The sequence below is a fragment of the Oligoflexus sp. genome (assembly GCF_035638955.1).
GTDB lineage: Bacteria > Bdellovibrionota_B > Oligoflexia > Oligoflexales > Oligoflexaceae > Oligoflexus.
The window spans coordinates 1-6,254 of record NZ_DASQYZ010000273.1 but is presented as its reverse complement, the minus strand read 5'-3'; the positions used below and the strand labels follow the sequence as shown (position 1 = coordinate 6,254).

The following is a 6,254-nucleotide window of genomic DNA, read 5'->3' as shown; positions in this document are numbered from 1 at the left end:
ATATATAGAGAAGCGAAAGGCCTTGTCGGCGCATTTGAACTCGACTCCTGCAGTTTTGCATTTGATTATTGTAACACTGCAGCCTTTGCATTTGTTATCAGATTCAGGGCTGTGAAGTGGAAAGACGGCATCCGGTGTTATGAACCACCAAAGCCCGTTGGGGATTTGGGCCTCAAGTGGAAGACACGGTTGATCGATATTTTCAGAGATTTTATAACGATTTCAGTACAAATAATTAAAAGGAAGGGAGGTCCAAAGTTGGAGAAATCTCCAGGGATGTAGCGCAAATTTCAACCAAATTATTAAAATTAACAGGTTTGAGCACATTTTAATGCCAAGGATTCGATCGAAGAATCGTTTGTATTGAACCCATAGCCTGAAAGCAAGACTCTGCAGGAGTTAACCTATTTACGCTCCCACCACTTCCAAGCCTCTTTTCGGTAATCGAAATCCGGAATCAATCGGTCGCATATGGACAAATCCTAATGTTCATTTGGTGGTGATTTCGGAAACAGGCTACAATATTGCATAATCATAAAGATCTTACTGCCTTTAATCCATTTTATAGTGTGTGGGAAATATGGAAAAATTAGGTAAATACCAAATTGTTGAAACTCTCCATTCCTCTTCACCTAATGTGGTCTACGTTTGTATGGAACCGGATGCGGGAGAAGAGGTTGTTCTTAAAGTCGTTCCCGACAGGCACAATAACAGTCTGGCATCACTTCGCCTGGAGCAGGAGTTCAGCTTTATCCATACTTTGAATGGCGCCTATTTCCTTAAGGCTTTTGACCTGATCAAGGAAGCCGACCGGATTTATATCGTCATGGAAAGGTTCAGAGGACTTTCCCTCCGGAGGCATTTGCCGGAAAGAAAATCGCCACTTGAAATCGAACAGATTTTCAGCCTTGCCATATCCATGGTTGAAGCCATCGACCATGTTCATGACAAGCTGATCATCCATAAGGATATCAGCCCTGACAACATTCTCGTCTCCGACGACCTTAAGGAAATCCGCCTCATCGATTTCGGAATATCGACCCTGCTTTCCCGGGAGCACCCGAAGGTCGAGCATCTCAGTCAGCTTGAAGGACACTTTCAGTACATTGCTCCGGAACAAACGGGACGTATGAACCGGAGCCTCGATTATCGCTGCGATTATTATTCGCTTGGAGCCTTGCTCTATGAGCTGGTCTCGGGAGAGCCGCCCTTTCCGACTGATGATCCTCTGGCCTGTGTTTCAGCCCACATATCGGAAATGCGTCGTCCGCCTCATGCCCCCGGGCGGGAGGTTCCCCCCGCTCTCAGCGAGATCATCCTCAAGCTCTTGAGCAAAGGGGCCGAGGACCGTTACCAAAGCGGTTTTGGACTTATTGCTGATCTTAAAGAGGCTCAAAAGCGCTGGGCTGCGGGGGAGAGGCAAAGCCGTTTTCCGCTGGCCACAAGGGATGTGCCTCGCTATTTTGCTGTGAGCCAGAAATACTACGGCCGGGAGAAGGAAATCAGGCTCCTTGAAGAGGCCTTTGAAAAGGTGTTCAGCAGCAAGCAGGCACAGATGATTCTTGTCACCGGGGCTTCGGGCATAGGCAAAACCACCCTGATCAATGAAGTTCATAAACCGCTTCTCAGGCAGCGCGGTCTATTCATTAAAGGCAAATTCAATCAATACAGTCGCGATATACCCTATGAAGCCTTTATCAGTGCCTTCTCGTCCCTGGCGGATCACTTCCTGGCCCTGCCTGAAGCTCAGCTGGTAAAGATTCGCGAAGGATTGCTCAAGACTCTCGGGCATAATGCCAGGGTAGCAGTCGACCTGATCCCCAGATTCGGAGCGGTTCTGGGTGAGCTGCCTGAACTGGAGGATCTCGGTAGCGTAGGGAATGCCAACCGTTTCCGTCTCGCTTTGGACGCCATAGTCACCGCCATAGTCCAGAATGAATACCCGCTGGTGATATTCATTGATGACCTTCAGTGGGCTGATGGTGGCTCTCTCGGCCTCATTCAGAATATATTTGAGCGCCGTGAGGGTGCTCAGCTCTTCCTCATCGGAGCCTATCGCGACAATGAAGTTGATCAACTGCATCCGTTGACCCGTTGCCTTCAGAACCTGATGGATATGGGGCTCGATATTGCCAGGGCGGGTTTGAACCCGCTCAGCGAGCTTGATCTGGCCGGTCTGATTGCCGACAGTCTTTACTCGTCTCCCGTTGAAACAAAGGACATCTGCGAGGAAGTCATGCATAAAACCCATGGCAACCCCTTCTTCGTGCATGAAGTCCTTACCCAGCTCTATCATGCCAAAGCCTTTAATTTTTCCGCTCAGCTTGGCCGATGGCAATGGGATATCAATAATATTCGTGCGCTGGGCCTCAGCTCCAATGTCATCGATTTTCTTATTGTCAAAATTAAAAACTTGGGAGCAGAGGTCATTCCTCTCCTGGCGCATGCTGCATGCATTGGTCACGAATTTGACCTGAAAACCCTATGTGCATTGTCCGGCGTGGGCCTCCAGGAAGCCTCAATGATATTGGCAGGACCCTGTCAGGAGCACATCCTTATCTACGAAGGACCATCTTTTCTGTTCCAGCATGCGTCGAGCGAGGACAGACCTTCAGATACCTTTGATGAGATCAAATACCGGTTTGTCCATGATCGCGTGCAGCAGGCGTGTCATGCACTTCTTCCAGAGACCGACATCAAAAAAATCAAGCTGCAGTATGGAAGATATCTTCTACGAAACTCGAGCGGAGAGGACGTACAGAAGAATCTCGTCGTGCAGATTGCCGAGCTATTTAACAGTGGATTCGATTATATAGAAACCTCTTCTGAACAAAGCCTTGTGGTCGATCTCAATCTCATGGCAGCGAAAAAATCTGCGGCATCACTTTCCTATGGAAGTGCTGTAAAACTTGCGAGGCTTGGCCTTCAAATCCTGCAAAGTGTCAACAAAGACGACCAGGGAGATCGCTGGCGCGCCCTGATGCTCACACTTGCTGAAGCGGAATACCACAATCACAACGTGAAGGTCTCTGAGCAACTCTTTGAAAGCCTCCTTTCAACGGGAGGCGATCCCTTTTCCATGGCCCAGGTTTATAAGAAAAAAACGGCCCTCTATGGCCTGACTGGCGAGCATGAAAAAGCCTGCATGAGCGGAATCGAGGGACTCAGGCTTCTTGGGATTGATCTGCCTTTGAAGCCCCATATAGCGCATGGTGTTTTTGAATGTTTGAGGAGTTTATATTTAGCCGGGAAACTTAGAAAAAGTGGTCAATTGGTCGAGACGTTAATGTCGCCTCCAGTTGAGGATGAAAAGCATAAACTTACTGTCGCTTTATTCATAGCTATTCAATTTAATGCATTTCAGTACAATATTAACCTTTTTACTCTTGTCAATGCTTATCCAATTCGGCTCCTTCTTATGAACGGAAATACCGAGGGCGCAAGTGGACTTTACCAAAACCTTGCTTTGCTTACTATTTTGATCAATCGGGATTATCAGCATGCGGCTGCCCTGACAGAATTAGGGATTGAATTTGCGAAGAAGTATGAGTCCAAAGGCACTGTGGGGGCGACATTGCTGTCGTATGCATTCTGTCTCCTCCCCTGGGCAAAAGATTTAAGAGAAACCACAGCCAGGATCGCGACAGCAGAAGATTTTCTCATACAGGCAGGTGAAATTGATCGGCTCGATAGCGCTCGCGCTATCAGACTTTATTTCACTATGCATTGCGCACCTTACATCCAGGATATTGCAAAAATGGCGCGCGAGATGGAGGGTGTAACCAGGCAGAAAACATTAAGGGACGCTGCACCCTGTTATGCCATGACTCAGCAATATCTGCGCGTAATGACTGGAGTCACGCCCGACATTCTTACCTATCGTGCTGAGGACAAATGGGATAAAGATGCTGTTGATATGGTCATGCAGAAGGTTCCAGGGATAACGTCCACAACCAATTTTTCGATACTTCAATCACAATCGTTTCTTATTTTCAATCAATATGAAAGAGCGCTTCCACTGCTTCTGGCATGTGAACTCAATAAAATCGTGGGCTGCGCGACCGTTGCGTACCACAATTTTTTTCTCGGCCTAAGCGCATCGGCACTCCATCAGAGACAGCTCATGGGTTCCTACCAGTGCGGCAAGAGGCTTCGATCAACATTGAAAAAAGCCAGAACGTGGGCTTCTGTCGTTCCCGTCAATTTTAAGCACTTTGCACTTGTACTTGAGGCAGAATTTCAGTTGTTCAAGGGTCAATACCTAAAGGCGGCGGCATTCTACGATGAAGCCATCAGCACTGCCGAGCAATCCAGCTATTTTTGGGTTGCGGGCCTCGCTGCCGACCGCTGTGCCGAGATGTATCTCGGTTTGAAACAGCGACGGGTCGCTGAATTGTATTTAAAAATGGCCTATGGCTTCTATCAGACATATGGGGCGACGGGAAAGCTTCAACAACTCCTGGCAAATCATCCTGATGTCTTTAGGAAAACAAGTCACAGCCAGATCGCTGGTGTCGTGAACAAAACCCTCCATGGCAGGACGATCACCCAGCCTGAGGGCCAGACCACCTATCAGCATGGTGATGTCCTGGACGTGACGGCCATAACGCGGGCAGCACAGGCAATTTCCGGCTCGATCCGGATTGATGACCTGCTTTCCAAGCTCCTTGCCATCCTTCGACAGACTGCGGGAGGCAATCGCTGTGTGCTGCTTCTGCCCATGAAGGAAGGATCCGAATCCAGCTGGCAGGTGATGGCGCAAAGCATCGATTCGAACGATCCGAAGCTTATGCTTCATGTCCCATACCAGGAGTCACCTCATCTATGCACCGCGATCTGCGAATACGTCATGAGATCGAGATTGCCCCTCGTGCTTGGTGATCCGGGCAGGGAAGGTGCTTACACCCAAAACAGCTACGTGAAGGAACAGAGACCACAATCGATCCTCTGCATGCCCATCATAAGCAGAAACAATCCTGTGGCCTTGATTTACCTTGAAAACAGTACATCGACTCATGCATTTACGTCGGAACGAATCGAACTTATTACAACGCTTGGTTCGCAGGCCGCGATTTCAATCGAAAATGCCCTGCTTTATGCAGGGATGGAAAAGCAGGTTGAGGAAAGAACCGCTAAGTTAAACGAAAAAACCCTTGAAGTAAGAAGCATTCTTCAGAATATAGAGCTTGGGATATTCACCGTAGGCTTATCCTCAGACCGGTCTAAAATCATCATCGATCAGGAGCATTCCGTCTACCTCAAGTCCATCCTTGAAATGGAAAATCCAGGTGGCAGGGAGCTTTCAGAGATTCTCAAAAAAACCAGTCTTGGCGAGGATCAGCAGGCCGGTCTTGTGAGCGCCATCAATGCCATGATGGGAGAGGATGCACTTATCAGGGAAATGAATGAACACTTTCTCTCGAAGGAATTTGAGCTGCTGTTCGCCGATGGCCGACATAAAATCATAGAAATTGACTGGGGATTTATTTATTCAGACAGTCTCACTCTTCAAAAGATACTCGTAAGTCTTCGCGACGTTACCAGATTGAAGGCTCTTCAATTGGAGGTGGAGGCGCATAAAGAGGAACTTGAGATCATTGGCCAGGTGCTCGATATCACATTGCCGAAGTTCAAGCTCTTTGCTGAAAGGGCCAATCAGTATCTTCAGGAGAACCGAAAAATTCTGGTTCGCCGGACCGCATCGGAAGAACTGTTGAACATTCTATATCGCAATCTGCATACATTGAAAGGGTTATGTCGCAACTATAAAATGATGAGACTTGCTGACCTCGTTCATAAAGCAGAGGAAACCCTGAGTGTTGTCAGGGGAGCGCCAGATGCCAAGTGGGATTTTGAGAGAATGGAAGCAGACCTGGCTGCGGCTGAGTCGATACTGTTCAAGTATTCTGACGTAATTAATCGAAAGCTTGGTTTCGGCGCTGATAAAATGTTCCCCTCCGATGGGCTGGAAACCGTGGCTGGTCTAACGGCTGCTCTCAGGGAAACTCTGCCCTCCATGGCCCAAAGCCTCGGCAAGAATCCTCCACAAATACATATTGAGGGTGGGCACATTCTCCTGAGCAGGGAGAATTCCGAACTCATGGAAGGAGTCTTGACTCATTGCCTGCGCAATTCCATTGATCATGGAATCGAGGCACCTGAGGATCGCGCGAAAGCGGGAAAGGACGAAGTCGGGAAAATCAATGTTGTGGTTGAGGAAGAGCCGGAAAGCTACCTTGTCAGGATCCGGGATG

Annotated in this window: 2 protein-coding genes; both read left to right on the top strand. The window is 48.3% G+C overall.

Features of this window, described 5'->3' with window-relative positions:
* A partial coding sequence (locus tag VE954_RS24895) for a hypothetical protein (RefSeq protein ID WP_324957926.1) occupies positions 1-282 on the top strand: 282 nt, incomplete at its 5' end.
* Positions 283-580: 298 nt separating this feature from the next.
* Positions 581-6,254, top strand: a 5,674-nt coding sequence (locus VE954_RS24890) for a protein kinase domain-containing protein (RefSeq protein ID WP_324957924.1), incomplete at its 3' end; no start/stop codon positions are given.